The 25,836-nt window shown below is 71.7% G+C and carries 23 protein-coding genes and 4 tRNA genes; 18 read left to right on the top strand and 9 right to left on the bottom strand.

Annotation, left to right across the window (positions count from 1 at the left end; all coding sequences use genetic code 11):
* Positions 1 to 61 precede the first annotated feature (61 nt).
* Positions 62 to 135 (bottom strand) — tRNA-Cys (locus UW392_RS27555).
* 39 nt (positions 136 to 174) lie between these two features.
* Positions 175 to 247: transfer RNA gene (locus tag UW392_RS27550), tRNA-Gly, on the bottom strand.
* A 156-nt stretch (positions 248 to 403) separates the two neighbouring features.
* Between UW392_RS27550 and UW392_RS27545 the strand changes: the two genes are divergently transcribed.
* From UW392_RS27545 to UW392_RS27535, 3 genes are read left to right on the top strand one after another with little or no spacing between them, the layout of a single operon-like run.
* Positions 404 to 1,534, top strand: coding sequence for a chorismate-binding protein (locus UW392_RS27545; RefSeq protein ID WP_320777825.1), 1,131 nt, complete (start codon positions 404 to 406; stop codon positions 1,532 to 1,534).
* Positions 1,531 to 2,352 (top strand): aminodeoxychorismate lyase, encoded by an 822-nt coding sequence (locus UW392_RS27540; RefSeq protein ID WP_320777824.1) that lies wholly within the window; start codon positions 1,531 to 1,533, stop codon positions 2,350 to 2,352. Before UW392_RS27545 ends, UW392_RS27540 begins: the two co-directional genes overlap by 4 nt.
* A 41-nt stretch (positions 2,353 to 2,393) precedes the next feature.
* A complete protein-coding gene (locus UW392_RS27535) occupies positions 2,394 to 3,218 on the top strand; it encodes a GNAT family N-acetyltransferase (protein ID WP_320777823.1) in 825 nt (274 codons plus the stop codon).
* Here UW392_RS27535 and UW392_RS27530 read toward each other — a convergent pair.
* The gene (locus UW392_RS27530; RefSeq protein WP_320777822.1) at positions 3,215 to 3,730 is read right to left on the bottom strand and encodes a DsbA family protein; all 516 of its coding nucleotides are present in this window, start codon (positions 3,728 to 3,730) and stop codon (positions 3,215 to 3,217) included. The genes UW392_RS27535 and UW392_RS27530 overlap by 4 nt on opposite strands.
* Before the next feature lie 262 nt (positions 3,731 to 3,992).
* On the opposite strand from UW392_RS27530, the gene UW392_RS27525 reads away from it, so the two are divergent.
* Positions 3,993 to 4,436: a hypothetical protein gene (locus tag UW392_RS27525; protein WP_320777821.1), complete on the top strand. Its 444-nt coding sequence runs from the start codon at positions 3,993 to 3,995 to the stop codon at positions 4,434 to 4,436.
* A gap of 146 nt (positions 4,437 to 4,582) precedes the next feature.
* Positions 4,583 to 4,735, top strand: a complete 153-nt coding sequence (locus UW392_RS27520) for a hypothetical protein (protein WP_320777820.1) — start codon at positions 4,583 to 4,585, stop codon at positions 4,733 to 4,735.
* Positions 4,736 to 4,816: 81 nt separating this feature from the next.
* On the opposite strand, the gene UW392_RS27515 is transcribed toward UW392_RS27520, so the two are convergent.
* Together UW392_RS27515 and UW392_RS27510 are read right to left on the bottom strand one after the other, a co-directional pair.
* Positions 4,817 to 5,377 carry a CGNR zinc finger domain-containing protein gene (locus UW392_RS27515; protein ID WP_320777819.1) on the bottom strand — a complete coding sequence of 187 codons (561 nt, stop codon included), beginning with the start codon at positions 5,375 to 5,377 and terminating at the stop codon, positions 4,817 to 4,819.
* 365 nt (positions 5,378 to 5,742) lie between these two features.
* Entirely contained in the window at positions 5,743 to 6,156 is a 414-nt protein-coding gene (locus UW392_RS27510) for an SsgA family sporulation/cell division regulator (protein ID WP_030577202.1), read from the bottom strand.
* 191 nt (positions 6,157 to 6,347) lie between these two features.
* Here UW392_RS27510 and UW392_RS27505 point away from each other — a divergent pair, with 191 nt between their 5' ends.
* The 9 genes from UW392_RS27505 to UW392_RS27465 all read left to right on the top strand — a co-directional run bounded on the left by UW392_RS27505 (position 6,348) and on the right by UW392_RS27465 (position 15,264).
* Complete coding sequence (locus UW392_RS27505; protein WP_320777818.1) at positions 6,348 to 6,827, top strand: TIGR02611 family protein; 480 nt, start codon at positions 6,348 to 6,350, stop codon at positions 6,825 to 6,827.
* A gap of 90 nt (positions 6,828 to 6,917) precedes the next feature.
* Positions 6,918 to 6,989: transfer RNA gene (locus UW392_RS27500), tRNA-Val, on the top strand.
* A gap of 959 nt (positions 6,990 to 7,948) precedes the next feature.
* Positions 7,949 to 9,241 (top strand): sugar ABC transporter substrate-binding protein, encoded by a 1,293-nt coding sequence (locus tag UW392_RS27495; RefSeq protein WP_320777817.1) that lies wholly within the window; start codon positions 7,949 to 7,951, stop codon positions 9,239 to 9,241.
* Positions 9,241 to 10,212, top strand: coding sequence for a sugar ABC transporter permease (locus tag UW392_RS27490; protein ID WP_320777816.1), 972 nt, complete (start codon positions 9,241 to 9,243; stop codon positions 10,210 to 10,212). Before UW392_RS27495 ends, UW392_RS27490 begins: the two co-directional genes overlap by 1 nt.
* The gene (locus UW392_RS27485) at positions 10,209 to 11,111 is read left to right on the top strand and encodes a carbohydrate ABC transporter permease (protein WP_320777815.1); all 903 of its coding nucleotides are present in this window, start codon (positions 10,209 to 10,211) and stop codon (positions 11,109 to 11,111) included. The genes UW392_RS27490 and UW392_RS27485 overlap by 4 nt, the downstream gene beginning before the upstream one ends.
* A gap of 12 nt (positions 11,112 to 11,123) precedes the next feature.
* Positions 11,124 to 11,756 (top strand): hypothetical protein, encoded by a 633-nt coding sequence (locus UW392_RS27480; RefSeq protein ID WP_320777814.1) that lies wholly within the window; start codon positions 11,124 to 11,126, stop codon positions 11,754 to 11,756.
* A gap of 116 nt (positions 11,757 to 11,872) precedes the next feature.
* A complete protein-coding gene (locus UW392_RS27475) occupies positions 11,873 to 14,632 on the top strand; it encodes a Tat pathway signal sequence domain protein (protein ID WP_320777813.1) in 2,760 nt (919 codons plus the stop codon).
* A gap of 51 nt (positions 14,633 to 14,683) precedes the next feature.
* A complete protein-coding gene (locus tag UW392_RS27470) occupies positions 14,684 to 15,130 on the top strand; it encodes an SRPBCC family protein (RefSeq protein WP_320777812.1) in 447 nt (148 codons plus the stop codon).
* Between the two features lie 62 nt (positions 15,131 to 15,192).
* A tRNA-Val gene (locus tag UW392_RS27465) sits at positions 15,193 to 15,264 on the top strand.
* Between the two features lie 78 nt (positions 15,265 to 15,342).
* Here UW392_RS27465 and UW392_RS27460 read toward each other — a convergent pair.
* Positions 15,343 to 16,068: a 3'-5' exonuclease gene (locus UW392_RS27460; protein WP_320777811.1), complete on the bottom strand. Its 726-nt coding sequence runs from the start codon at positions 16,066 to 16,068 to the stop codon at positions 15,343 to 15,345.
* A 167-nt stretch (positions 16,069 to 16,235) separates the two neighbouring features.
* On the opposite strand from UW392_RS27460, the gene UW392_RS27455 reads away from it, so the two are divergent.
* The 3 genes from UW392_RS27455 (at position 16,236) to thrS (ending at position 20,100) form a co-directional block, all read left to right on the top strand.
* On the top strand, positions 16,236 to 16,799 hold the full coding sequence (locus UW392_RS27455) for a DUF4365 domain-containing protein (protein ID WP_320777810.1): 564 nt from the start codon (positions 16,236 to 16,238) through the stop codon (positions 16,797 to 16,799).
* Positions 16,796 to 17,998, top strand: a complete 1,203-nt coding sequence (locus UW392_RS27450; RefSeq protein ID WP_320777809.1) for a hypothetical protein — start codon at positions 16,796 to 16,798, stop codon at positions 17,996 to 17,998. The genes UW392_RS27455 and UW392_RS27450 overlap by 4 nt, the downstream gene beginning before the upstream one ends.
* 125 nt (positions 17,999 to 18,123) lie before the next feature.
* Positions 18,124 to 20,100 (top strand): threonine--tRNA ligase, encoded by a 1,977-nt coding sequence (gene thrS / locus UW392_RS27445; RefSeq protein ID WP_320777808.1) that lies wholly within the window; start codon positions 18,124 to 18,126, stop codon positions 20,098 to 20,100.
* Positions 20,101 to 20,130: 30 nt separating this feature from the next.
* On the opposite strand, the gene UW392_RS27440 is transcribed toward thrS, so the two are convergent.
* Positions 20,131 to 20,811 carry a potassium channel family protein gene (locus tag UW392_RS27440; RefSeq protein ID WP_320777807.1) on the bottom strand — a complete coding sequence of 227 codons (681 nt, stop codon included), beginning with the start codon at positions 20,809 to 20,811 and terminating at the stop codon, positions 20,131 to 20,133.
* Positions 20,812 to 20,879: 68 nt separating this feature from the next.
* On the opposite strand from UW392_RS27440, the gene UW392_RS27435 reads away from it, so the two are divergent.
* A complete protein-coding gene (locus UW392_RS27435; RefSeq protein WP_320777806.1) occupies positions 20,880 to 21,440 on the top strand; it encodes an HIT domain-containing protein in 561 nt (186 codons plus the stop codon).
* A 41-nt stretch (positions 21,441 to 21,481) separates the two neighbouring features.
* Here UW392_RS27435 and UW392_RS27430 read toward each other — a convergent pair whose 3' ends face one another.
* On the bottom strand, positions 21,482 to 23,185 hold the full coding sequence (locus UW392_RS27430; RefSeq protein WP_320777805.1) for a hypothetical protein: 1,704 nt from the start codon (positions 23,183 to 23,185) through the stop codon (positions 21,482 to 21,484).
* Positions 23,186 to 23,441: 256 nt separating this feature from the next.
* On the bottom strand, positions 23,442 to 25,646 hold the full coding sequence (locus UW392_RS27425; RefSeq protein ID WP_320777804.1) for an elongation factor G-like protein EF-G2: 2,205 nt from the start codon (positions 25,644 to 25,646) through the stop codon (positions 23,442 to 23,444).
* Positions 25,647 to 25,836 lie beyond the last annotated feature (190 nt).

Genomic DNA, 25,836 nt, shown 5'->3' with positions numbered 1-25,836 from the left:
GGATTGAACCAGTGACCTCTTCCGTGTCAGGGAAGCGCTCTCCCGCTGAGCTAATCGTCCTTGGAGGTGGAGACGGGATTTGAACCCGTGTAGACGGCTTTGCAGGCCGTTGCCTCGCCTCTCGGCCACTCCACCAGGAGTGCAGGGGTTCGGGAAGATCCCCTTGCTCTTTCGAGCGAACGACGAGGTTCGAACTCGCGACCTCAACCTTGGCAAGGTTGCGCTCTACCAACTGAGCTACGTTCGCCTGTCGTTTCGGTCCGCTCTCGCGTCCCGGCGACGTGTTGAACTCTAGCGGATTACCGGGCCAGTACAAAAACGCGTTTGTGCAGCGTGCTGCGGTTCGTCCGGTCCGGACCCTGGTCAGGGCGGTTGTGCGGGGACCCGCCCTAGACTCGACAGTGTGCTCGACCTGCCCCCTCTCGCCCGCTTCGGCGGCCTCGTCGCCACCGGCCTCGCCGACGTGACCGGTGATCCCGCGGCACTGGACTCCGCCGGTTTCTGGGCTGTCGCCGCCGACTTCGAGGGGCGGCTGGTGTGCGCCCGCTTCCGCGACGTACGGCGCGAGCCGGTGCCCGCTCCGGTGCGCGGCGCCTGGCGCGGGCCCGGCGCCGGTGACTGGACGTCGTCCCTCGACCGCTCCGCGTACACGGCGGGCGTGCGGCGCATACGGGAACACATCGCGGCCGGCGAGGTCTACCAGGCGAACCTCTGCCGCGTCCTCTCCGCGCCCCTCGCGCCGGACGCCGACGTGGACGCGCTGACCGCGCTGCTGGCGCGGGGCAACCCGGCCCCCTACGCGGGGACGATCCGGCTGCCGCGGCACGGCGTGGAGGTGGCCACCGCGTCCCCGGAGCTCTTCCTGCGCCGCGAGGGACGCGTCGTCGAGTCGGGACCGATCAAGGGCACCGGGCGCACGGAGGCGGACCTGCTGGAGAAGGACCACGCCGAGAACGTGATGATCGTCGACCTGGTCCGCAACGACCTGGGCCGCGTCTGCGCCACGGGCTCGGTCACCGTGCCCCAGCTGTGCGTCGTCGAGAAGCACCCCGGCCTGGTCCACCTGGTCTCCACCGTGCGCGGCGAACTGCGCGACGGCGCCGGCTGGCCCGAACTGCTCGCCGCCGCCTTCCCGCCCGGTTCGGTCACCGGTGCCCCCAAGTCCAGCGCCCTGCGGATCCTCGCCTCCCTGGAGACGGCGCCGCGCGGCCCGTACTGCGGGGGGATCGGCTGGGTCGACGCGGACCGGGGCACCGGGCAGCTCGCCGTCGGGATCCGCACCTTCTGGGCCGACCGGGCGGACGGCACGCTGCGCTTCGGCACGGGCGCCGGCATCACCTGGGGCTCCGATCCGGTACGGGAGTGGCAGGAGACCGAGCTGAAGGCGGCACGGCTGCTCGCGGTAGCGTCGGGAACGTACCCGCCGGACGGGGGAGGACCGGACCGCGCCCGTCCGCGGCGGGTCCCGGACCCCGGCCGGCACGACAGGGACGCGCACGCGTCCGGGACATCCATGCGAGGTGGACACCAGTGAAGATCTGGCTCGACGGCGGGCTCAAGGACATCGGGTCGGCCCGCGTCTCCGCCCTCGACCACGGGCTGACCGTGGGCGACGGCGTCTTCGAGACCGTCAAGGCGGTCGACGGGAAGCCGTTCGCGCTGACCCGCCACCTCGACCGGCTGACCCGCTCGGCACGCGGTCTCGGACTGCCCGAGCCCGACCTCGACGAGGTGCGCCGGGCCTGTGCGGCCGTCCTGGACGCCGACCGGAAGCCGCTCGGGCGGCTGCGCATCACGTACACCGGCGGTGTGTCGCCGCTGGGCTCCGAACGCGGCGACCAGGCCCGTACCCTCGTCGTCGCCCTCGGGGACGCGACGCGCCGGCCCGACTCCACCGCCGTGATCACCGTCCCGTGGACCCGCAACGAGCGCTCCGCCCTGACCGGCCTGAAGACCACCTCGTACGCCGAGAACGTCGTCGCCCTGGCCCGCGCGCACCGGGACGGCGCGACCGAGGCGCTGTTCGCCAACACGGTGGGCCGGCTGTGCGAGGGCACGGGGTCGAACGTCTTCGTCGTCCTGGACGGCGAGATCCACACCCCGCCGGTCGCCTCCGGCTGCCTCGCGGGCATCACGCGCGCGCTGGCCGTGGAGTGGACCGGGGCCCGGGAGACCGACCTGCCGCTGGACGTCCTCGAGCGCGCCGACGAGGTCTTCCTGACGTCCACCCTGCGTGACGTCCAGGCCGTGCACCGGGTCGACGCCCGGGACCTGCCCGGCGCACCCGGACCGGTGACCGCCAAGGCCATGCGGATCTTCGACGAGCGCGCCGGTGCCGACCTGGACCCGTGACCGGCGGATCCGGGCTCCCGCACGCGGGTAGAACCCCTTCGATGACCACCACCCTGCGGCCGGCCGAGCCGCTCCAGCGCGATGCCGACGGGACCCGTTCACGCCGCTACCAGGTGTGTGTGAACAGCCGTCCGGTCGGCGCGGTCCACCTCGGCACGCACCCCGTCCTCGGCGACGAGGTGGCCCGGATCCGTGACCTGCGGATCGCGGAACCGGACCGCCGCCGGGGCCGGGGCACCGTGGCGGCGCTCGCCGCGGAGGAGGTGGTACGCGGCTGGGGCTGCCGGCGGATCGAGGCCGCGGTACCCGCCGGCGCCGCACCGGCGCTGACACTGGCGACCGCGCTCGGTTACGTGCCCGTCAGCCGCCTCATGGAGAAGCCCGTCGGCGGCACCCCTCCCGCACTGCCCGCGGAGAGCCGGAGCCGGCCCATGACCGAGGCGGAGTTCGCGGACTGGAGCCGGCACCGGCAGGACGCGTACGCCCGGGAGCGGGCCGCCCGGGGCGAACCGGAGGCCGAGGCCGGCGCCCTCGTCCGAAGAGGCCACCCCGCGGTGCTCCCCGACGGCGCGGGCACCGCGGGCACGACACTCAGCGTCCTGGAGCACGAGGGGACGGCCGTCGGCACGCTGTGGCTGGGCGAACACGAGGGGCGGGCCTTCGTACACGACGTGGAGACGGACGAGCGGCACCGCGGCCGGGGCCACGGCCGGACGCTCATGCGCCTGGCGGAGGCCCAGGCGCACGCGGCCGGCCACCCGACGATCCGCCTGAACGTGCGGGCGGACAACGTCCCGGCCGAGCGCCTCTACGCCTCACTCGGCTACCGGACCCTCGTCCACCACCTGTACAAGGAGCTGGTCTAGGCTCCGGCCAGCAGACGGTCGGCGATCTCCTCGACGCGCTCCCGCAGCCCCTCCTGGCTGCTGCCGCCGTCGAGGCGCTCACCGCCGATGACGTACGTCGGGGTGCCGGTCACCTTGATCGCCTTGCCCTCGGCCTGGTCGGCGTCCACGGCCAGGATGTGCCGGCCGTCGATCAGCGCGGTGTCGAACTCCTCGGCGTCCAGCCCGAGTTCCCGGGCCACTTCGACGAGGAGGGACTCGCCCGCACGGGCCAGCTCCTCGACGCGGCCCAGCACGGCCTCGACGTACGGCCACCCCTTGCCCTGCTCCGCCGCCTCCTCCGCGGCCTGCGCGGCGGCGAACGCGTACTTGTGCTTCTCCAGCGGGAAGTGCCGCAGCCGCACGTCGAGCCGGTCGCCGTAGCGGGCGCGCAGGGCGCGGACGTCGTCGAGGGCGCTGTGGCAGTCGGGGCACTGGAGTTCGCACCAGACGTCCAGGACGACGGCGGGGCGTGCGGGGGAGGAGTCGCTCATGGCACCAGTCTCGCAGTCCGGGCGCGGCCGGCCCAGCCGGGGCCGGGGCCGGGGCGGGGAGGGGCGCGCCCGGTGGCGGGGCCGGTAGGAGCGTGCCTGGTACCAGGGGTGGAGCCGGCCCCGGGGGAACCCGGAGATCTCCCTGAGGTCCGGCCGGACCATGGCATACCGGGCGGGCGGCGGTGCAGGATGGAAGGGACGGGCCGCGTACCGCCCCGATCACGCTCGACCCACGCTCGACGAGCTCCGCCTGGAGGACCGGATGATTGCCGAGACCGTCTTTTCCGCCGTCTCCGCGGCCGGCCTGGGCATCGCCGCGATCACGGCCTACCGCAGGCGTTTCCTGCGGGCGACCCGCATCGCCGCCTACTCGCTGGTGCCCATCGGCCTGGTGCTGACCGGGGCCGTCGAGTGGGCGGCCGACACCGCCTTCAGCCCGACGGCGTGGGCCGGTTTCGGCCTGCTCGGCGCCGCCTGGCTGCTCTTCGTGAGCACCCGGGCCGTGGAGCGGCGCGGCGGCGGGACGCGCAAGGAGCGCAAGGCCGCCAGGTCGGCGCAGCGCGACGCGGTCGCTCCGGCGGCCTCGGCGCCCTCCCTGCCCCAGGACTCCCGTACGGCGACCCGTCCGGCCCCCGCGGCACGCACCACGGAGCCCGCGGACGACTTCAGCGACATCGAGGCCATCCTCAAGAAGCACGGCATATGAGAGGCGCCCGGAACACGGCTCGGGCGGATCGCGGCGCGGAAGCGATCACATCTGCTCGCGTACGAGCCGGATATCAGTGAACCACCGGTCATTTCGGTCGTGTTGATCGCGTAGGGGGTGTCCGCTGCGCCATCATCGCCCGCGAGATGCTGGACACAACCGAGAGCGACCCCGCCGCCCCTCCCGAGGAGCGGAAAGGATGTCTCTTCGCACTTTCCCAGCCACCGCTGATGATCTTCCTTGCGGTGATCGGCTGCCTGCTGCTCATGACATCACTGCACGATCTGCTGATGCTCTGAGCCGGAAACGGAGCCCAGGCGCCACCCGCCGAGGGCTCCGTCGGCCTCCTCCCCCTTCCGCCCCCCGGTGGCGGTCGCGCGTCAGCCCGTGGCCTCCTTGCGGCGGGCGCGGTACGCGGCCACGTGGAGGCGGTTGCCGCAGGTGCGGCTGTCGCAGTAGCGACGGGAGCGGTTGCGCGAGAGGTCGACGAAGGCGCGCCGGCAGTCCGGCGCCTCGCAGCGGCGCAGGCGCTCCTGCTCCCCGGCGACCACGAAGAAGGCGAGTGCCATTCCGCAGTCGGCCGCGAGGTGGTCGGCGACCGAGGCACCCGGCGCGAAATAGTGCACGTGCCAGTCGTAACCGTCGTGGTCGGTGAGGCGCGGCGTGGTGCCCGCCGCGGCCACCAGCTCGTTGAGGACCACGACCGCCGAGCGCGCGTCGGGCGCCGCGAAGACCTCGGCGAACCGGCCGCGCACCTTGCGCACCGCGGCCAGATCGAACTCCGACAGCGCCCCTACGTCGCTCATCTGGTGGTTCCGTACGAAGTCACCGAGTGCCGCGACATCCTCCAGCCCGTCGGGCGTGGTCTCGTCGTCCGGCGCGGTGTTCACCAGATCCACCACGGTGTCGAGGGCGCACCGGGTGTCGTGGGTGATCAGCACGTTTCGCTCTCCCTGGCCTGAAGGTCGGGCGGGCGCCCGCAGATGCTGGCCGATGGTAGTGGCTGGACGGCCGCCGTGACCGGCGCGGGCCGCGCCCGTGACCGGCGGCCACGGCCACGGCGCACCGGGCGCACCGGGCGTACGGTGCTGTCACTCCCGCCTCGGCCGTCCCGTGCCCGCACGGCCCACGCGGCCGCACGTACGCCTGCCCAGCCCGCACATGCACACGCGCACCGGCGCCGTCGCGCGAGGATCCGTGCGACGGCGCCGGTGCGTGCCGTATGCGTATGCGGTTGTCTCGGCCCGAGCCGTCTCCCCGAGTGGACGGCGCCGGGCGGCTCTAGGGGATCGTGCCCCGGTGGTGTCTAGCTTTCCGCAAGGATGTGCGACAACTCCTGATCGAGATCGAAGTGGCGGTGCTCCGTGCCGGGCGGCACGGCGGTGTCCGTCCGCTTCAGGAACGACTCCAGCGCCCGCGCCGGGGCTTCGAGCAGAGCCTCACCCTCCGGAGAGCTCAGGGCGATGCAGACGACGCCCTGACCGTGGCTCCGGGACGGCCACACGCGGACGTCGCCGGTCCCGGTGGGCCGGTGGAGGCCCTCGGCGAGGAGGTCGCGGGCGAAGACCCACTCGACGGTCTCCTCGGCTCCGGTGTGGAAGGTGGCGTGCACGGCGTAGGGATCGGCCGTGTCATACCGTAGTCCCGCGGGTACAGGCAGTGAGGACTCGCTCGACACAACGAGGCGCAGGTGCAGCTCGCAGCTGACCGTGGTGTTCATAAGCGCCAAGGCCTTTCGCTCAGTGTGCGCTCGGGGATTCGCACGTCGGCGAAATCGACATCCCACCTACGGTGCCGTTGTAAACCCCTCTGAGTGTTTTGCGTCGCTTTTGGTAGCTCATACGGCCGAGAACCTCTTCGTCGGATACGGCCATTACGGTGACCGGAATCTCTCGGGTAGGGTTTGGCCGTATGAATACGGGGAGTCACGACACGGGGGAGGTCGCCGTGGCGGCCGACGCGACCAGGACCAGGACCGGTGCGCCCGGGGAGGAGGCCGCCGAGACGGCGGTTCCGGCCCCGCTGGGCTCGCGCGCGCCGGAGTTCGTCAAGGCGCGGCGGATGCTCCACCTCAGCTGGCAGGTGGGCGTCTTCGTCATCGGGCTCGCGGTGGTCTGCGCGGGCGTGGCCATGCTGGTGCTGCCCGGTCCCGGCTGGGTGGTCATCTTCGCCGGCATGGCGATCTGGGCCACCGAGTTCGTCTGGGCGCAGCTGGTGCTGCGCTGGACGAAGCGCAAGGTCACCGAGGCGGCGCAGCGGGCCCTCGACCCCAAGGTCCGCCGGCGCAACATCATCCTGACGACCACCGGCCTGGTGATCGTGGGCGTGCTCGTCGGGGTCTACCTGTGGAAGTTCGGCCTGGAGATGCCCTGGAAGATCAAGGATCAGTGAGCGGGCGGTGAGCCGGTACGCGGTCCGGCTCGTGGTCCGGTACATGGTCGGAGGCACCCCCTGACTTGGGGTAATGTTCTTCCTGCACCCGGGCGATTAGCTCAGCGGGAGAGCGCTTCGTTCACACCGAAGAGGTCACTGGTTCGATCCCAGTATCGCCCACAGGATCATCGGACGACCCGGCCCACAGGCACTGTGGGCCGGGTCGTCCGATTGTGTGCGTACGGCCCCGCGACTGCCGGGGCCCCGCGTCCCGTCCGGGGCGGACGTGGAGTACGGGGCGCGGCAGGGCGGCTGGACGGTCCCTGGTGGCACCGTCCCGCGGAGTCCGCCCCGAGCCGCCCGCAGGGGCCGACTGTTCGTCCACGCCCGCTCCTCGGCTCTCCCGCGCCACCCTTGAGAACACCCCCGCCCGGCGGCCTCGCCCTCCCCGTCGGTTCGGTGCCGCCCGGTGCCCCCGCTCCCCGCGTCGCTTCGATGCCGCCCGGGTGCGCTGCTCCTCGCCGTCGGTACGGCGTCGCCCGGGTGCGCTGCTCCTCGCCCTTCGGCGTCGTCCCGGTTTCGTGCCGCTCCGTCGTGGGGCGGGCGGTGTCGTCGGCCGAGGGGTCGGCGGTGAAGCAGGCGAGAGGCGGCGTGTTCGTCGCCCTCCGTGATCGGCCGCCGTGCATCCTCGTCCGCCGGAACTCGGGCCCGGCACGTCGGCGCTGCGCCCTGCGCCCCTCGCGCACCTCCGCCCCTCGCGCACCGTCGTCCCTCGCCCACCGTCGTCCAACGCCGGTCCGCTCTCCCGTCTCTCCGCCCGCCCCTCCGGAACGGCGCCGCGCCCCGCGACCGCCGTTGCCCGATCCGGTCGGCCGCCGCCCTCCGGCCGCCTCTCCCCGTAGCGGGTGATTTCCCGCCATTCCCGTGTTCGGCAGGCCGATCGCGCGGTTCCGACCAGCGCACTCCCTCCCCCCGCTCCCGCCCGGCCCCCGGCCCGCGCCCTCCGTGCCCGCGACGGCCTTTCCATCAATTCCTGTCCGAGTCATTGACGCGCCCCTAGGGCCTCCGTACCTTGTGCCAGCAAGCGCTTACTTGAAACGATTCACGAGGCGGAAGCACTGCCGCGGGGAGGCACAACCATGCACAGAAGCGGGAACCTTGAGAGGCGGTCGGTCCTGAAGGTGGCCGGCGTTTCACTGGCCGCCGCGGGGCTCGGGGCGACCGCCACCGCGTGCGGCGGAGGCAGTGGTGCCTCCGGGGACGGAACGGTCGAACTCCGCTTCAGCTGGTGGGGCGCGGACGAGCGGGCGAAGCGGGTCAACGAATCCATCAAGCTCTTCGAGAAGAAGTTCCCGAAAATCAAGGTGAAGACGGACTTCCAGGATTACCAGTCCTTCTGGGAGAAATTCCAGACGCAGGCGGCCGGTGGAAATCCGCCGGACGTGTTCCAGAACTCCCTCACCTTCCTCCGGAAGTACGACAAGAGAAGCGTTCTGCTGGACCTCAAGTCCCAGGTGGACGCGGGCAACTTGAGCCTGGACAACCTCCGCTCGGGCCTGGAGAAGCTCGGCGAGGTCGACGGGAAGCTGGTCGGTGTCCCCGTCGGATCCAACGTCATGTCCCTCGTCATCGACGAGAAGATGTTCAAGGCGGCCGGCGTCACGCCGAAGCAGGGCTGGACCTGGGACGACTACTTCGACGCCCTCCAGAAGATCCGCGACACCCAGAAAGTGGCCGGAGACACCGGCTACTTCGGCATCATGTACCTCTACGACCTCTACCTGCGGCAGAACGGCAAGGCGTTCTTCACCGACGACGGGCTCGGCTTCACCGAGGCCGAACTGCTGGAGTGGTGGCAGGACGGGTACAACCGGGTCAAGGCCGGGATCATCACCGACCCGAAGATCGTCGAGCAGACCAAGCCCAAGTCGTCGCTGGCCGCCGCCCACGGCGCGTCGGAATTCACCTGGGACAACTTCACCGTCCGGTACACGACGGAGGGCGACAGCACCTACGGCCTCGCGCCGATCCCCACCACCGACGGCAAGCAGACCGGCCAGTGGCTCGGCGGGCTGATGCTGAGCGCCTCGGCGCGCACCAAGCACCCCGAGGAAGCGGCCCAGTTCATCGACTTCATGGTCAACGACCCCGAGGTCGGCAAGGTCATGGGCTACGACCGGGGCACCCTCACCTCCACCCCGCAGTTCGAGGCGTACCAGCCGGCCGACGCCCCGAACAAGGCGATCGCCCAGTACGAGGAGGACGTGGCCGCCGCCGGGGTCCTCGGCGAACCCACCCCGCACCCGGCCGGCGCCGACACCGTCGAGGCCGCCTTCCTGCGGATCTCCGGTGACATGTCGCAGGGCAAGACCAAGGTGTCGGACGCCGTGAAGCAGTTCTTCTCCGAGGCGGAAACCGCCCTCGCCGGCTGATGGGAACCGCAGTGTCGACGCTCGTCAAGGAATCTCCGCCCGACACGCCGGAGAAGCGCCCCGCGGTTCCTTCCGCACCCAAGCGGGCCCGCCGTCGCGAGAACCTCGCCGGCTACCTCTTCATGTCCCCCTGGATCGCGGGCTTCGTCCTGCTGACCGCGGGCCCGATGGTCGCCTCGCTGTACTACGCGTTCACCGACTACAACCTCTTCAGCCCGCCGCAGTGGGTGGGGTTCGACAACTTCACCACGATGTTCGAGGACCCCCGCTGGCAGAAGTCGGTGGAGGTGACCGCGAAGTACGTCGTCATCGGCACCCCGCTGAAACTGCTGCTCGCCCTCGGTGTCGCCCTGCTGCTCGCGCAGAGCCGGCGCGGGCAGGGCTTCTACCGGGCCGCGTTCTACGCCCCGTCGCTGGTCGGCGCGAGCGTGTCCGTGGCCTTCGTCTGGCGGGCCCTGTTCTCCGACGGCGCGATCGTGGACCGTACCCAGTCGTATCTCGGCTGGGAGGTCGGCGGCTGGGTCGGCAACCCGGACTGGATCCTGTACTGCCTGGTGGCGCTCACCGTCTGGCAGTTCGGCGCACCCATGGTCATCTTCCTCGCCGGGCTCAAGCAGGTCCCGAGGGAGCTCTACGAGGCCGCCGAGGTGGACGGCGCGGGACCGCTGCGCCGGTTCTGGAGCATCACGCTGCCGATGATCTCCCCGGTGCTGTTCTTCAACGTGCTCCTGGAGACCATCCACTCCTTCCAGATCTTCGGCTCGGCGTACGTCGTCTCCAACACGTTCTGCGGTCCGGCCGACTCCACGCTCGTCTACACCTGTTACCTGTACCAGAAGGGCTTCAAGGAGGCCCAGATGGGCTTCGCCTCCGCGATGGCCTGGATGCTGCTGCTCGCCGTGGCCCTGGTGACGGCCGTCCTCTTCTGGTCCCAGAAGAAGTGGGTGCACTACGAGGAGGCCACCCGATGACCCTGACCACGACCCCGCCGGCGCCCGCTCCCTCGCCCGCGCCCCGCAGAACGCCCGCCTCCGCCCGGAAGCGGACCGGTTCGGTCGTCTGGCACCTCGGCTCCCTGCTGGTCCTCGCGGTCGTCCTCTACCCGGTCGTCTGGGTGATCGGCGCCTCGTTCAAGCCCAGCAAGGACATCATCAACAGCCTGGAGCTGTTCCCCGCCCAGCCGATCCTCGACAACTTCAAGGGGCTCGCCGACGGCATCGCCGACATCCCGATCTCCACCTTCTTCTCCAACTCCCTCTTCTACGCGTTCGGCTCGGTCGTCGGCATCCTGGTCTCCTGCTCGCTGACCGCGTACGCCTTCTCGAAGATCAGGTTCGCCGGACGGAACCTGATGTTCACGATGATGATCGGCACCCTGCTGCTGCCGTACCACGTGCTGCTGATCCCCCAGTACGTGATGTTCCAGAAGCTGGAGCTGATCAACACCTACGTACCGCTGCTGATCGGCAAGTACCTCGCCACCGAGGCCTTCTTCGTCTTCCTCATGGTGCAGTTCATGCGGAACCTGCCCCGGGAACTGGACGAGGCGGCGCGGCTCGACGGGTGCGGGCACTTCCGGATCTACTGGTCGATCGTGCTGCCGCTGTGCCGGCCCGCGCTCATCACCAGCGCGATCTTCACCTTCATCAACGCCTGGAACGACTTCATGGGCCCGCTGATCTACCTCAACGAGCCCGGCAAGTACACCGTCTCGCTCGGCATGATGATGTTCCGCGACCAGGAGACGGTCTCCAACTACGGCGGTCTGATCGCGATGTCGCTGGTCGCACTGCTGCCGGTGCTGCTCTTCTTCCTCGCCTTCCAGCGGTACCTGATCGACGGCATGGCGACGTCCGGACTGAAGGGCTGAGGGGGAGCGGTCATGGCCCAGGCACGTGTGAAGGCCCGAGCGGACCGGACGGCCGCGACGGCCCGGACGGCACGACGGGAGTCGGTGCTCGCCGAGCGGTTCGCGGTCTTCGCCGAGTGCCTGCTCACCGGTGTGTGGATCGCGGTGGCCGCGCTGCCGCTGGTCACCTACCCGGCGGCGTTCGCCGCCGGGGCCCGGCACCTGCGGCGGCGCACCGCCCACGAGGGCGGCGGCTGGCGGGAGTTCGTCGCCGACTTCCGCTCGGCCCTGCGGGGCGGCTGGCTCGCCGGCCTCCTCGGCTGGGCCGCCGCGGCCGCCGTGTGGGTGAACGTGCAGGCCGTACGCGCCGGGCTGCCCGGCGGGCCGCTGGTGGGCGCGATCGCGCTGTTCGCGCTGATCGGCCTCGTCGTCGCCGGACTGCGTGCCGCGGCGGTGTGGCGGCCCGGCGACCGGTGGCGGTCGCTGCTCGCCGAGGCCGGGCGGCGGACCGTGCTCGACCCCGCCGGATCCTTCCTGCTCGTCTCCGGACTGGCCGTGGTGGCCGTCTCCGCCTGGGTCGTCGTGCCGTTCGCGGTCCCGGTGCTCGGAGCCCTGACGGCGGCGGCCGTCGCCGTCGAGGAGCGGTACCGGCACCGGCACCGCTGACACCCGCCCGCTGCGCCCCGCCGGGTCGGCGCCCTCCGGGCGTCGCACCTGCGGTTGTCATGCCCTGCTCAATAACATCGACATACCGCACCCTCTCCGTACGGAAAGGAAAGGCCATGTCCCCCCTGGACCGCAGGTCCCTCCTCAAGGCGGCCGCCGGCGCCGGCGCCGCCGCCCAGTTCAGCTGGGCGCTCGGCCCGACCGCCCAGGCCGCGCCCGCAGCAGGGGCAGCGGCCGCCGCCGCCCCGGACCCGGTCACCCTGCACTGGCTGGAGGACGGCGGCCTCGGCGCCGCCCCCGGCTCCACCGTGGGCGTGCCGTGGCCGAAGGGCGCGTACGGCAAGGACCAGGCGTTCTCCTTGACGGACGCCGACGGCGGGGCGGTCCCCGTCCAGACCTGGCCCCTCGCCCAGTGGCCCGACGGCTCCCTGAAGTGGACCGCGCACGCGGTCGGCGCCGGCGCCGGCGCGGGGAAGCTCACCTTGACCGCGGGCGCCCCCGCCGCGCCCGCGCCCGGAAGGAAGGTCACCGTCTCCCGCGGCGGCGGCACCGTCGACGTCTCCACCGGCGTGATCACCGCCAGACTCGGCAGAGACGGCTCGACCCTCGTGAAGTCCGTACGGCGCGGCTCGACGGAGATCGCGAAGAACGGCCGCCTGGTGCTGCTGCGCCAGCCCGAGATCGAGGACGGCGACCAGGGCACGGCCGAGTACGAGCGGTTCGAGAGCGTCGTCGAGGAGACCGTCGTCGAGCAGGACGGGCCGGTCCGCGCGGTCGTCCGGATCGACGGCAGGCACCGCAAGGGCGGGCGCGGCTGGCTGCCGTTCTCGGTGCGGCTGTACTTCTACGCGGGCGCCGAATCGTTCCGCATGGTGCACACGATCACCTTCGACGGGAAGCAGGAGCCCGGGAAGGCGAGCGGCGACTTCGTCCGGGGCATCGGCGTCCGCTTCCAGGTGCCGATGCGGGACGAGGCGTACGACCGGCACATCCGCATCGGCGGCGAGGGCACCGGTCTGCTGCGCGAGGCCGTCAAGGGGATCACGGGCCTGCGCCGTGACCCCGGGGAGGCCGTGCGCACCGCCCAGTTCGAGGGCCGGAAGCTGCCCGACCCGTCCACCTGGGACCAGCGGGTCACCACCCGGCTCCAGTACATCCCCGAGTGGGGCGACTACACCCTCTCGCAGCTCTCCGCCGACGGCTTCACCCTCCGCAAGCGCACCAAGAAGGGCCACGGCTGGATCGGTGCGGGCGGCGGCCGGCGCGCCTCCGGCTTCGGGTACGTCGGCGGCGCGAGCGGCGGCCTCGCCTTCGGCCTGCGCGACTTCTGGGAGAAGTTCCCCGCCCAGCTCGACATCCGCGACGCCCACACCGACGAGGCCGAGGTCACCCTCTGGCTCTGGTCGCCCGAGGCGCTCCCCATGGACCTGCGCTTCTACCACGACGGCATGGGCCAGGACACGTACCCCGAACAGCTCGAAGGCCTCAACATCACCTACGAGGACTACGAGCCCGGCTTCGGCACCCCCTACGGCATCGCCCGCACCAGCGAGCTGCTCTTCTGGGCCCACGACTCCACTCCGGCCGCCGAGGACCTGGCCCGGCAGGTCGAGGCCGTACGCACCCCGCCGCAGCTCGCCACCCCGCCGAAGCAGCTGATCGGGGCGGGCGTCTTCGGACGGCTGTTCTCCGAGCCGGACCGCTCCACCCCCGCCAAGGCGAAGATCGAGGACCATCTCGACTTCCTCTTCACCTACTACAAGGACCAGGTGGAACAGCGCCGCTGGTACGGCTTCTGGGACTACGGCGACATCATGCACAGTTATGACGCCAGCCGACACCAGTGGTCGTACGACGTCGGCGGCTACGCCTGGGACAACAGCGAGCTCTCACCGGACCTGTGGCTGTGGTTCGCCTACCTCCGCAGCGGCCGCGCGGACATCTTCCGCTTCGCCGAGGCGATGACCCGGCACACCGGCGAGGTCGACGTCTACCACCTCGGCGAGTGGGCGGGCCTGGGCACCCGGCACGGCGTCCAGCACTACGCCGACAGCGCCAAGCAGCAGCGCATCGCCAACACCACCTACCGGCGCTACTACTACTTCCTCACCGCCGACGAGCGCGTCGGCGACCTCTGCCACGCCAACGTCGACTCCGACGAGACCTTCCTCGCCCTCGACCCCATCCGCAAGATCCGTACCGAGCCCTACACCCCCGACCGCAACGCCCTCTCCATCGGCTTCGGCACCGACTGGAGCGGTCTGGTCTCCGCCTGGCTCACCGAATGGGAGCGGCGCGGCCCGAAGTGGGAGAAGGCACGCGCGCGCGTGCTGTCCACCATGGAGACCATCGCCGCCCAGCCCAACGGCTTCGTCCAGGGAAGCGCGCTGTACGACCTGGACACGGGGGAGTTCGCCGTCGCCGAGCAGCCGGTGGTGAGCGTCTCGCACCTGTCGGCGATGTTCGGCCTGGTCGAGCTGTGCGCCGAGCTCCTCGACCAGATCGACATGCCGGAGTTCGAGGCGGCCTGGCTCGACTACTGCCGCTACTTCAACGCCACCAAGGCCGAACAGGCCGCCCGCTACGGCTCGAACTTCGGCTCGCTCCTCCTCTTCCAGGGCCACTCGCGCCTCGACGCGTACGCGGCCGTCCGCGCCGACGACGGCAAGCTGGCGGAGCGCGCGTGGCGGCAGTTCCACAGCAGCGCCGACGCCTGGGACTACAAGGAGTCCACCGACTGGTCCACGAAGGAGATCGAGGGCCCGACCGCCCTGGTCCCCGGCAGCGAGGCGGCCTGGGTCTCCACCAACACCACTGCCCTGTACGGACTGGCCGCGATCCAGAACCTGGCCCTGATCGGCGACAGGATGCCCTGACACCGCACCGCGCGGGGCGCATCATGCGCCCCGTGCGGGCACTCGCGTCCCATGGACCTCCATCACTACCGCTTCCGCAGCCTGTGGCCCCTGCCCGCCGCGCCCGCCACCGTCCACCAGGTGCTGGAGCGCGTCGAGGACTACCCGAGGTGGTGGCCCCAGGTGCGCGAGGTGGCCCGGATCGACGACACGCGCGCGGGGCTGCGGATACGGTCGGTCGTCCCGTACGACCTGACGTTCACGGGCAGGGAGGTACGGCGCGACGCGGCGGCCGGGATCCTGGAGCTCGCGATGACCGGTGACCTCGTCGGGTGGGCGCGCTGGACGCTCACCGCCGACGGGACCGGCACCCTCGTCCGCTACGACCAGGTGGTCGACGTCACCAAGCCGCTGCTCAGACGGTTCGCGGTGCCGGGGCGGCCGCTCTTCCGCGCCAACCACGCGCTGATGATGCGGGCGGGGCACCGGGGGCTCGCCGCCCACCTCGGGGCCGGCTGATCCCGTACGGGCAAGCGGTTTGAACCGAACCCACGGGGACCTGTATTGTTCAGTGCGTTCCCGGGCGATTAGCTCAGTGGGAGAGCGCTTCGTTCACACCGAAGAGGTCACTGGTTCGAACCCAGTATCGCCCACCCGGAGAATGCCGGTCCGTGCTCCACGGACCGGCATTTCGCATGTCCGGGCACGTCCGCGGACCGTGACGCAGGCGCTCAGGCCGCCGCCGGCAGGTTCGGCCGCAGGGGCCACGCCGGATCCACCGTCTCCTCCGTGCCGGTGCGCGCGAACCACGCCTGCAGACCGCGCGCCTGCGCCGCGTGCCACACCGCCTGCAGCGTGTGCAGCTCGGCGGGGGAGAGGCGCTCCAGCCGGGCCGGGAACCGCCGCCCCACCGCCCGGACGACCTCCATCGCCGCCAGCGCGTCCGCCGCCGCGTCGTGCGCGCCGTCCAGGGGTACCTCGTAGTGCGCGCACAGGGCTCCGAGCGTGCGGCGGCCCTTGCGGTAGCGGTCCAGGTGCTTGTCGAGGACGAGCGGGTCGAGCACGAACAGCGGCGTGGACTCGAACCAGCGGCACAGCGAGGACGCGCGGTGGCGGCGCAACTCCCGGTCCAGCAGGGTGAGGTCGAACGGCGCGTTCATCACCACGAGCGGGCGGCCCCGGACCGCCTGCTCCGCCAGCTGCCTGGCTATCTCGTCCATCACCGGTGACGGCCAGCGCCCGTTGCGCTGCACCTGCTCCTGGGTCAGCCCGTGCACCGCCGTCGCCGCGGCGGGCACCGGCACACCCGGGTTGACCAGCCAGCGGGTCACCCGCGGCCGGGCCCCCGGCGCCTCCTGGACGACGACGGCCGCCGACACGATCCGGTCGGTTTCGACGTCCACACCCGTGGTCTCCGTGTCGAAGGCGGCCAAGGGGCCCTCGTACCAGCACGTCATGCGTATCCAACTCCTCGCGGCGCTCCAGCAGTTGACGCACGTCCCCTGCCCGGTTCGGTGATACCCGGGCTGTTTGCGCCATACGCCGCGAGGAGACAACAGAAGTACTGGTCTTGGCAGTTCAGAGGCCTGTGTCGGGAATCCGACCGCTTCGGGAGGCTGTTGGCATGGCGATCGCGCAGCCCGAACAGGGCGGGCTGCCGCCGCGCGGAACCGCGGCGCGGGGCACCCTCGCCACCACCGCCTGCATGGAGACGCTCCAGGTGGGCCACCTGCACGCCGTCGCGGCGGCCGCCGGCTGCTCGCTGTCCCAGCCCTTCCCGGACAACGGCATCGACTGGCACGTCAGCCACAGTGCCCCCGGGCACACGGTCGACGACGAGGTCACCATCAAGGTCCAGCTCAAGGCGACGTACCAGATACCGCCGAACCCCCCGGGCCGCTCCTTCTCCTTCACGCTCGACAACGCGCACCTGGTGAAGCTCGCCCGCACCCCGGTCTCGGTGCACAAGATCCTGGTCGTGATGATCGTGCCCCGCTCCCAGGACGACTGGCTGCGGGCCGGCCACGACCGGCTGGACCTGCGGCACTGCTGCTACTGGACCAACCTCGCCGGGCACCCGGTCACCGGCCGGCACAGAACCACCGTACGGATCCCCACCGCGCGCGTCTTCGACGACCGCGCGCTCTGCGACATCATGACGAGAGTCGGAACGGGAGGCAGACCGTGACGCACCACCCCACCGACGGACCCCTCCGGCCCGCCCGGCCGCACCCGCCCGACCCCGCCCGGGTGGACCCGGCCGTCCTGACCGCGCTCCTGCGCCGCCACGGCTGGCAGCGCCGAGGCGGCGCCCCCGGACGCTACGGACGCTGGACCCCGCCCGGCCCCGGCGAGAGCCGTACGAGCCTGCTGGTGCCCGTCAGCCGGGCCTTCCCCGACAGCGACGACCTGCTCGGCGAGGCCCTCGCCGCGCTCGCCCGGAGCGGCTCGCCCGCCGCCCGCGAGGTGCTGCTCGGCCTCGCCGTGCCGAGCGACGAGGTCCGCTGGTCGCGCGACGTGCCCGAGGGGCCCGCCGACGCCGCCCCCTGGAGCGCCGAGGAACGTCTGCGCACCGCCGCCCGCCACATGCTCCTCGCCGCCGCGCTGGCCACCCGCGCGCGGGCCGGCTACCACGGCGCCCGCCACCGCCGCCAGGCCGCGGACTCCCTGGACGGCGTGCTCGTCGGCGCGGCCTCCGACGGCCGGCACCTCACCGCCTTCGTCCCCGTCGCGACCGGCCGCCCCCTCGCCGTCCGCCTCCACCAGGCGCTGCGCGCGGCCCGCGGGGCCGTCGACCACCAGCGGGCCACCGGCTGCGCGGACGCCTTCGACGGCGCGGTCGGGGCGGGCGTCAGCCACGAGCTGACCCGGTCCCTGATCGCCCTCGTCCGCGGCACCGAGGGCGCCCGGATCGCCGTCGCGTGGGCTCCCGCCGCCGAAGTCCCCGAGGGCTGTGCCGGGTCCGCCGAACCCGTCGAGTTCACCCCGGGCGACCTGCCCGTCCTGCGCGAGGCCGGGGCCCGCTACCTGATCGAGGAGCCCTCGGTGCCCGCGAGCGTCACCGGCACCGTCGTACGGATGCGCAGACCGGGTCCGCACGGCCCGGGCACCGTACGCCTGCGCGTCCTCGCGGGCGCCGAGGTGACGCACGTCCGGGCGACGGTGGACGAGGAGGCCTACCGGGTGGCCGGGCACGCCCATCTGGTCGGGCTGCCGGTGCGGCTGGACGGGCGGCTGGAGAGCCGGGGCGGCTTCCGGCGGCTTCAGGACGTCTCCGCGGTCGTCCCGGTCGCGGTGGACGACGCCGAACGGGACCGGCTGATGAAGTCGGTCCAGGAGAACGCCTACCTCACGGACGTCTTCGAGGGGGCGTGCGACGGGGAGTGACACGGGCGCCGAGGGCGGCCGGGGCGTAACCGTTTCGCGGAGGGCACCCGCGGCTCGGTACGATTCCCCTCGGCGTACCCGTACGCGTACGCCCACCCCAGCAGGCCATCAGGCAGGAGAGACCGGTGTCAGACGTCCGTGTGATCATCCAACGCGATTCCGAGCGGGAAGAGCGCGTGGTGACGACGGGCACTACGGCCGCCGACCTCTTCCCCGGCGAGCGCTCGGTCGTCGCGGCCCGCGTGGGCGGCGAGCTGAAGGACCTCGCGTACGAGGTGAAGGACGGCGAGAGTGTCGAGCCGGTGGAGATCTCCTCCGAGGACGGCCTGAACATCCTGCGGCACTCGACCGCGCACGTGATGGCGCAGGCCGTGCAGGAGCTGTTCCCCGAGGCCAAGCTGGGCATCGGCCCGCCGGTCAAGGACGGCTTCTACTACGACTTCGACGTGGAGCGGCCCTTCACGCCCGAGGACCTCAAGGCCGTCGAGAAGAAGATGCAGGAGATCCAGAAGCGCGGCCAGCGCTTCTCGCGGCGCGTCGTCACCGACGAGGCCGCCCGCGAGGAGCTGGCGGACGAGCCGTACAAGCTGGAGCTCATCGGCATCAAGGGCGCCGCCTCCTCGGACGACGGCGCGGACGTCGAGGTGGGCGGCGGTGAGCTGACCATCTACGACAACCTGGACGCCAAGACCGGCGAGCTGTGCTGGAAGGACCTGTGCCGCGGTCCCCACCTGCCCACCACCCGGAACATCCCGGCGTTCAAGCTGATGCGCAACGCCGCCGCGTACTGGCGCGGCAGCGAGAAGAACCCGATGCTCCAGCGCATCTATGGCACCGCCTGGCCCTCCAAGGACGAGCTCAAGGCGCACCTGGAGTTCCTCGCCGAGGCCGAGAAGCGCGACCACCGCAAGCTGGGCAACGAGCTCGACCTGTTCTCCATCCCCGACGAGATCGGCTCCGGCCTCGCCGTCTTCCACCCCAAGGGCGGCATCATCCGCCGGGTCATGGAGGACTACTCGCGCCGCCGCCACGAGGAGGAGGGCTACGAGTTCGTCTACACCCCGCACGCCACCAAGGGGAAGCTCTTCGAGACCTCGGGCCACCTGGACTGGTACGCCGACGGCATGTACCCGCCCATGCAGCTCGACGAGGGCGTGGACTACTACCTCAAGCCCATGAACTGCCCGATGCACAACCTGATCTTCGACGCGCGCGGCCGCTCCTACCGTGAACTGCCGCTGCGCCTCTTCGAGTTCGGGACGGTGTACCGGTACGAGAAGTCCGGCGTCGTGCACGGCCTGACCCGCGCGCGCGGCTTCACCCAGGACGACGCGCACATCTACTGCACCCGCGAGCAGATGGCGGACGAGCTCGACAAGACGCTCACCTTCGTGCTGAACCTGCTGCGCGACTACGGCCTCACCGACTTCTACCTGGAGCTGTCCACCAAGGACCCGGAGAAGTTCGTCGGCACCGACGAGGTGTGGGAGGAGGCCACCGAGACGCTGCGGCAGGTGGCCGAGAAGCAGGGCCTGCCGCTGGTCCCGGACCCGGGCGGCGCCGCCTTCTACGGGCCGAAGATCTCCGTCCAGGCCAAGGACGCGATCGGCCGCACCTGGCAGATGTCGACGGTCCAGCTGGACTTCAACCTGCCGGAGCGCTTCGACCTGGAGTACACCGGCCCCGACGGGACCAAGCAGCGCCCGGTCATGATCCACCGCGCGCTCTTCGGCTCCATCGAGCGGTTCTTCGCGGTGCTCCTCGAGCACTACGCGGGCGCCTTCCCGGCGTGGCTCGCGCCCGTGCAGGCGGTCGGCATCCCGATCGGCGACGCGCACGTGGAGTACCTGGAGAAGTTCGCCGCCGAGGCCCGGCGCAAGGGGCTGCGCGTGGACGTCGACTCCTCCTCCGACCGCATGCAGAAGAAGATCCGCAACGCCCAGAAGCAGAAGGTGCCCTTCATGGTCATCGCGGGCGACGAGGACATGGCGAACGGCGCCGTCTCCTTCCGCTACCGCGACGGCTCCCAGGAGAACGGCATCCCCCTCGACGAGGCCATCGCCAAGATCGCCAAGGTCGTGGAGGACCGCGTCCAGGTCTGACCGGCACGGCACCGCGGGCCCCCGGGAAGTTCAGCTCCCCGGGGGCCCCGCGTCGTCCTCGGCGCTCTCCCGCGCGAACACCTGCAGCAGCCACGAGGAGAACGACCCGGTCACGGCACCGAGGAACCCCAGACCGCAGATCATCATGGCCACCGCCACCACCCGGCCCACCGGAGTCACGGGCACGAGGTCGCCGTAGCCGACGGTCGCCAGCGTGGCGCAGGCCCACCACACCGCGTCCCCGAAGGTACGGATCGACGCGTCCGGTGCCGCGTGCTCCTGCTGGTACACGGCGAGTGCTCCGGTGAGGGCGAGCAGCACGGCGCTGAGGCCCGCGTAGACCATCACCCGGGTGTACAGCGCCAGCCGGGGCCGGCCCCTCCGCCGCAGCACGGCCTGGTGGACCCGGACGAGCCGCAGCGGCCGCAGCAGCGGCAGGAGCAGCACCAGCGTGTCCAGCGCGTGCGTGCGGACGAACGCCGTCCCGCGCCCGCTCAGCCGCCACCGCACCGCGTAGTCGACGGCGAACACGGCCCACGCCGTCAGCAGCACCCCGAGACAGGCCGTCCGCCCCGCGCCGGACAGACCGGGCGCGAGCACCCACACCGCGTACGCGGCGAGGAAGAGCATCGACGTACAGGCGAGCGGCACCTCCGCCCGCCGTTCCCAGCGGGCCCCTCGCCCGTGGTCCTTGCGGCTGTCGTCCTCCATCCCGCCAGCCTGTACCCCGGGCCCGCCCGCCGGAGCCCCGGCGACACGTTCCGCCGGGGCGAAGCCATATGCTGCACCTCATGACGAGTGAGCCGGAGCAGCAGATCGGAGTGGGAACGCAGGACGCGTTCCAGCGCCTGTGGACGCCCCACCGGATGGCGTACATCCAGGGCGAGAACAAGCCGAGCGGCCCGGGTGCCGACGACGGCTGTCCGTTCTGCTCCATCCCGGCCAAGTCCGACGAGGACGGGTTGGTCATCAGGCGCGGGGAGCACGTCTACGCGGTGCTCAACCTCTACCCGTACAACGGCGGCCACCTCATGGTCGTGCCCTACCGCCACGTCGCCGACTACACGGACCTGACCGCCGTGGAGACCGTCGAGCTCGCCGAGCTGACCAAGCAGGCGATGACCGCCCTGCGTACCGCCTCCGGCGCCCACGGCTTCAACATCGGCATGAACCAGGGCTCGGTCGCGGGCGCAGGGATCGCCGCCCACCTGCACCAGCACGTCGTGCCCCGCTGGGGCGGCGACACGAACTTCATGCCGGTCGTGGGCCACACCAAGGTCCTGCCGCAGCTGCTGGCCGACACCCGCAAGATGCTGGCGGAGGCGTGGCCGGCGGTCTGACGGCCTGACATCGCGTGCCGTGCCGCCGGGAGCCGGCGGCCTCACGCGTCGTAGACGTCCGCCTTCTTGGGCGTCGGGTCCTGCACCGCGCCGCTGAGCGCCGACGACCGGCTGTCGAACTTCGCCGTGTCCACGCCGTGCTCCTTCAGGAACTCGATGACGGACGCGTGCACCACCCGCAGCACCGGGGTGGCGGTGCGCAGGACGTCGTCGGTCATGAAGCGGTGCTTCCACGGCTGTTCGGCCCAGGCGTGCCGCAGGCCGAAGGGCTCGGGCAGCACCAGGGAGCCGCCGAGCCAGTTGAGGAGCGGCGGGTACCAGGTGAGCGGCGCGCGGGCGGCGAGACGGACCACCTCGTCGTTGTCGACGATCGGCAGGGTGATGGTGCGGGTCTCCCAGAACCGGACGGTCTTGGAGACGGTCCGCGTCTTCGCCGCCGGCTTGCTCAGGAACAGCCCGTTCACCGGTCCCAGCGCGTGGCCGGTCAGCTCGATGCGCAGCGTCTTGTGCAGCACGGTCACGGTGACCAGCATGTCGATCACCAGCTGCCCGTCCCAGAGCGTCCACTGCACACCCAGGTAGTGCCGGTCGCCCTTGTCGAACTGCTGGTTGTTGCAGATGTCGCTCAGCTGCTTGGTGTTGGCCCGGTGCGCCGTGTACTCGGCGGGGCGCGCCACCTCCGTCGCGCCCGCCGGGACGGGCGTGACGATCCAGTGGCCCACGTCCGGCTTGGGGAAGCCACCCGTGGTCAGCGGGCTCTTGGGCAGGTCACCCAGCGCCCGCTCGATGACGTTGGCGAGCTCGAAGCTCTGGAAGCTGGCGACCTCCGGACCCGGCACCAGGTGCTTGGCCAGCTCCACGCTCAGCGAACCGGTGCCGCGCACCTCCTCCGTGCGCGCGGAGGGGAGCGGGACCAGGTCCTCGGCGAGGTACCAGTGCCCCCAGCGGGTGCCCATGCCGAGGACGCCCTTGGGGCCCGCGTAGAACAGGTGGTTGGACGCCTGCTCGTCCCGCAGCTCGCCGAAGGCCTGGCGCAGCCGCTCGGCGCGCACGTCACCGGGGCTGCTCGGGACCGATTCGGGCACCCTGGCACCGACGGCGCCGCCCGAGAGCAGGGCCACCCAGCGTTCGCGCAGGTCCTTCGCCGTGCTCTCGCAGATCCGCTTGGCCAGGAACCAGCCGACGACGGGGGCGACGAGCGCGATGCGGAAGTACCAGGCCCAGAAGCCGGTGAACGGCATCGCGACGAGGAAGAGCACGACGAGTGCTCCCACGGCGAGCAGCACGATGGTGGCCAGGGTCCCGGCGCGCTTGTCGTCGCGCTTGGCGACCGTCGAGCGGATCTGGAAGACCAGCAGCCAGAGCAGCAGGCCGGGCAGGAAGAGCAGTCCGCAGACCGCCATGACGGCCGTCAGGCGGATGTCGCGTTCCCGGCGGAGGTGGTTGGCCGCCATGCAGTGCTCGACGACGACCTGCGGTTCGATGCCGAAGGACTGGATGAGCGGCTTGCGGCCGACGCCGAGCGTGCGGGAGACCACCGCCTGGGAGAAGGCCTCGCCCAGGTTGGGCCGGAAGATCTTCGCCCACTTGCGGGGCGGCTTCACGGTCGACTGGTGCCACTCGTTGTTCGCCTCGAGGATCTTGCTTGCCTCGTCGTCCCGGTAGGCCGCGGACGCCAGCGCGAACGTCGCCATCGCCCGGGAGTTCGAGCGTGGCACCTCTGGACCGATATCGCCGAAAGACATTCCGCCCCCATCAGCCGCTGCACTTGCTCCTGCGGCCTTCCCGACTTCGGTGCTCCGCACACCTGTTGATCAGTTCATCGCCTCGACGGCGACTCGGTCGAGAGGTGATCACACCGCATCCTCGATCAGGTGATCAGCGTATCCCGAGGCCGCCGGCATCCGTCGGCGGACGGCCGAAGCCGCCCGCCGACACGGCGGTTCCGGCCGCTCCGGGGCCGGCCGCGGGCGGACGCGGCCACCGGGATCCGGAGAACTCTCATGTCTCCTTGGCCTGTTCACGCATCCTCTCGGCGAGCTGGGGCGGCATCGGCTCGTGCCGGGCGTAGCGGCGGCCGAAGCGCGCGGTGCCGTGGGAGAGCGAGCGCAGATCGACGGCGTACCGGCCGATCTCGATCTCCGGCACCTCGGCCCGGACGACGGTGCGCCCGCCGCCGGCCTGCTCGGTGCCGACCACCCGGCCGCGCCGCCCCGACAGATCGCTCATAACGGCGCCCACGTAGTCGTCCCCGACCAGGACGCTCACCTCGGCGACCGGCTCCAGCAGGTGGATCCTGACGTCGGCCGCCGCCTCGCGCAGGGCGAGCGCGCCGGCCGTCTGGAAGGCGGCGTCCGAGGAGTCCACGGAGTGCGCCTTGCCGTCGAGCAGCGTGACCCGTACGTCGACGAGCGGGTACCCGGCGGCGACGCCCCGGGCGGCCTGGGCCCGTACCCCCTTCTCCACCGACGGGATGAACTGCCGCGGTACGGCACCGCCGACGACCTTGTCCACGAACTCGATGCCCGAGCCGTTCGGCAGCGGCTCGACCTCGATCTCGCAGATCGCGTACTGCCCGTGCCCGCCGGACTGCTTCACGTGCCGGCCGCGCCCCGCCGACCGGCCGGAGAACGTCTCCCGGAGGGACACCTTGTGGGGGACCAGGTCGACCTGGACGCCGTACCGGTTGCGCAGCCGTTCCAGTGCCACGTCGGCGTGTGCCTCGCCCAGGCACCAGAGCACCACCTGGTGGGTGTCCTGGTTCTGCTCCAGCCGCATCGTCGGGTCCTCGGCGACCAGCCGGGCCAGGCCCTGCGAGAGCTTGTCCTCGTCCGCCTTGCTGTGCGCCTGGATGGCGAGCGGCAGCAGCGGGTCGGGCATCTCCCACGCCTCCATGAGCAGCGGGTCGTCCTTGGCCGACAGGGTGTCCCCGGTCTCCGCGCGGGACAGCTTGGCCACGCACGCGAGGTCGCCCGCTATGCAGTGCGTGAGGGCGCGCTGCTGCTTGCCGAACGGCGTGGACAGGGCACCGATCCGCTCGTCCGCCTCGTGCAGGGCGCGGCCTTCGGGCCCGCGGCCGGCCGGCCCGTGCCCGCAGACGTGCACCGTCTCGTCGGGGCGCAGGGTGCCGGAGAAGACCCGTACCAGCGACAGGCGGCCCACGTACGGGTCGCCGGCGGTCTTCACGACCTCGGCGACCAGCGGGCCGTCCACGTCGCAGGAGGCCGGCCCGCGCGGGTGGCCGTCGACCGTGGTGACCGCGGGCGCCTCGCGTTCCAGGGGGGTCGGGAAGCCGCCGGTGACGAGTTCCAGGAGCTCCACCGTGCCGAGGCCCTGCCGGGCGCCCTCGGCCGCGGGGGCGGCGGCCAGCACCGGGTGGAAGATCCCGCGGGCGACGGCCCGCTCCAGGTCCTCGATCAGCGTCTTGACGTCGACGCTCTCCCCGCCGAGGTAGCGGTCCATGAGGGTCTCGTCCTCGCTCTCGGAGATGATCCCCTCGATGAGCCGGTTGCGGGCCTCCTCGATCAGCGGCAGCTGGTCGGGGCCCGGTTCGGACTCCTTGCGCTCCCCGGAGGAGTAGTCGAACAGCCGCTGCGTCAGCAGCCCGACCAGGCCGGTCACGGGCGCGTGCCCGTCCGGCCCCGCGGGGCCGTGCAGCGGCAGGTACAGCGGCAGTACGGCGTCGGGGTCGTCCGCGCCGAACGCCGCCGCGCAGATCCGCGTCATCTCGTCGAAGTCGGCGCGGGCCGCCTCGAGATGGGTGATCACGATGGCGCGCGGCATGCCGACCGCCGCGCACTCCTCCCACACCATCCGGGTCGAGCCGTCGACGCCGTCGGAGGCCGAGACCACGAAGAGGGCCGCGTCCGCGGCGCGCAGACCGGCCCTCAGCTCCCCGACGAAGTCGGCGTAACCGGGAGTGTCCAGGAGATTGACCTTGAACCCGTTCCATTCGACGGGCACCAGGGAGAGTTGCACCGAGCGCTGCTGCCGGTGCTCGATCTCGTCGTAGTCGGAGACGGTGCCGCCGTCCTCCACCCGGCCCGCCCGGTTCACCGCCCCCGCGGTCAGCGCGAGGGCCTCCACCAGAGTCGTCTTGCCCGATCCGCTGTGGCCGACCAGCACCACATTCCGTACGGACGCGGGGTGGTCGGCCGCCGTGGCCCTGCCGGCGGCTCCAGGGTGTGCGTTCGCCTTGTCGCCCATGGTCCAGCCTCCCGTGCACGGTGAGGTCACTGTGGGCGCGGACACGCGGAGCCCTCCCCCTCCAAGGGGCACCCCGGCGGTGGCGGCTCCGATGACGCCCGCGGTGCCTCGAGCTTTCCACCGCCGTCACGGTGCGTCCATACGGCGGACGCCATCGCGGCGCCCGGGGCGCGGACCGGGCGGGGCGCCC

The organism is Streptomyces sp. CRN 30 (genome assembly GCF_034105845.1).
This window is presented reverse-complemented; position numbering and strand designations above follow the sequence as displayed.

Bases quoted from the DNA above. Each gene is read 5' to 3' on its own strand.
- UW392_RS27535 (WP_320777823.1), top strand. From the start codon at position 2,394: ATGACCACCACCCTGCGGCCGGCCGAGCCGCTCCAGCGCGATGCCGAC.
- UW392_RS27530 (WP_320777822.1), bottom strand. From the start codon at position 3,730: ATGAGCGACTCCTCCCCCGCACGCCCCGCCGTCGTCCTGGACGTCTGG.
- UW392_RS27525 (WP_320777821.1), top strand. From the start codon at position 3,993: ATGATTGCCGAGACCGTCTTTTCCGCCGTCTCCGCGGCCGGCCTGGGC.
- UW392_RS27520 (WP_320777820.1), top strand. From the start codon at position 4,583: ATGCTGGACACAACCGAGAGCGACCCCGCCGCCCCTCCCGAGGAGCGG.
- UW392_RS27510 (WP_030577202.1), bottom strand. From the start codon at position 6,156: ATGAACACCACGGTCAGCTGCGAGCTGCACCTGCGCCTCGTTGTGTCG.
- UW392_RS27505 (WP_320777818.1), top strand. From the start codon at position 6,348: ATGAATACGGGGAGTCACGACACGGGGGAGGTCGCCGTGGCGGCCGAC.
- UW392_RS27495 (WP_320777817.1), top strand. From the start codon at position 7,949: ATGCACAGAAGCGGGAACCTTGAGAGGCGGTCGGTCCTGAAGGTGGCC.
- UW392_RS27490 (WP_320777816.1), top strand. From the start codon at position 9,241: ATGGGAACCGCAGTGTCGACGCTCGTCAAGGAATCTCCGCCCGACACG.
- UW392_RS27485 (WP_320777815.1), top strand. From the start codon at position 10,209: ATGACCCTGACCACGACCCCGCCGGCGCCCGCTCCCTCGCCCGCGCCC.
- UW392_RS27480 (WP_320777814.1), top strand. From the start codon at position 11,124: ATGGCCCAGGCACGTGTGAAGGCCCGAGCGGACCGGACGGCCGCGACG.
- UW392_RS27475 (WP_320777813.1), top strand. From the start codon at position 11,873: ATGTCCCCCCTGGACCGCAGGTCCCTCCTCAAGGCGGCCGCCGGCGCC.
- UW392_RS27470 (WP_320777812.1), top strand. From the start codon at position 14,684: ATGGACCTCCATCACTACCGCTTCCGCAGCCTGTGGCCCCTGCCCGCC.
- UW392_RS27460 (WP_320777811.1), bottom strand. From the start codon at position 16,068: ATGACGTGCTGGTACGAGGGCCCCTTGGCCGCCTTCGACACGGAGACC.
- UW392_RS27455 (WP_320777810.1), top strand. From the start codon at position 16,236: ATGGCGATCGCGCAGCCCGAACAGGGCGGGCTGCCGCCGCGCGGAACC.
- UW392_RS27440 (WP_320777807.1), bottom strand. From the start codon at position 20,811: ATGGAGGACGACAGCCGCAAGGACCACGGGCGAGGGGCCCGCTGGGAA.
- UW392_RS27435 (WP_320777806.1), top strand. From the start codon at position 20,880: ATGCTGCACCTCATGACGAGTGAGCCGGAGCAGCAGATCGGAGTGGGA.
- UW392_RS27430 (WP_320777805.1), bottom strand. From the start codon at position 23,185: ATGTCTTTCGGCGATATCGGTCCAGAGGTGCCACGCTCGAACTCCCGG.
- UW392_RS27425 (WP_320777804.1), bottom strand. From the start codon at position 25,646: ATGGGCGACAAGGCGAACGCACACCCTGGAGCCGCCGGCAGGGCCACG.